Source organism: Mesorhizobium sp. M4B.F.Ca.ET.017.02.2.1 (assembly GCF_003998955.1).
Classification (GTDB): domain Bacteria; phylum Pseudomonadota; class Alphaproteobacteria; order Rhizobiales; family Rhizobiaceae; genus Mesorhizobium; species Mesorhizobium abyssinicae.
On the sequence record NZ_RZOF01000740.1, the window covers coordinates 1 to 381 of the forward strand.

Here is a 381-nt window from a genome sequence, read left to right on the forward strand (position 1 = left end):
CTCCCATGAACTGGGATGACGTCCGCATCTTCCTCGCCGTGGCGCGCGCCGGCCAGATCCTCGGCGCGGCGAAACGCCTGGAGCTCAACCATGCCACCGTCTCGCGCCGCATCGCCGCGCTCGAGGACGCGCTGCGCACAAAACTCTTCCGCCGCCTGACCACCGGCAGCGAGCTGACGCCGGCCGGCGAGCGTTTCCTCGACATTGCCGAGCGCATGGAAAGCGACATGATCGCAGCGCGTGCGACCATTGCCGGCGAAGGCGACGATGTCTCGGGCACGGTGCGCATAGGCGCGCCGGACGGTTTTGGCGTCGCCTTCCTGGCAAAACGGCTGGGAGAACTGACCGCCCTCCACCGCGAGCTCACCATCCAGCTTGTGC

At 68.0% G+C, this 381-nt stretch carries 1 protein-coding gene; it reads left to right on the top strand.

All coding sequences use genetic code 11. The features are described 5' to 3' along the window. Positions 1 to 5: 5 nt before the first annotated feature. Positions 6 to 381 (top strand): LysR family transcriptional regulator (locus EN738_RS35135; RefSeq protein WP_145967081.1); only part of this gene is annotated, 376 nt, incomplete at its 3' end.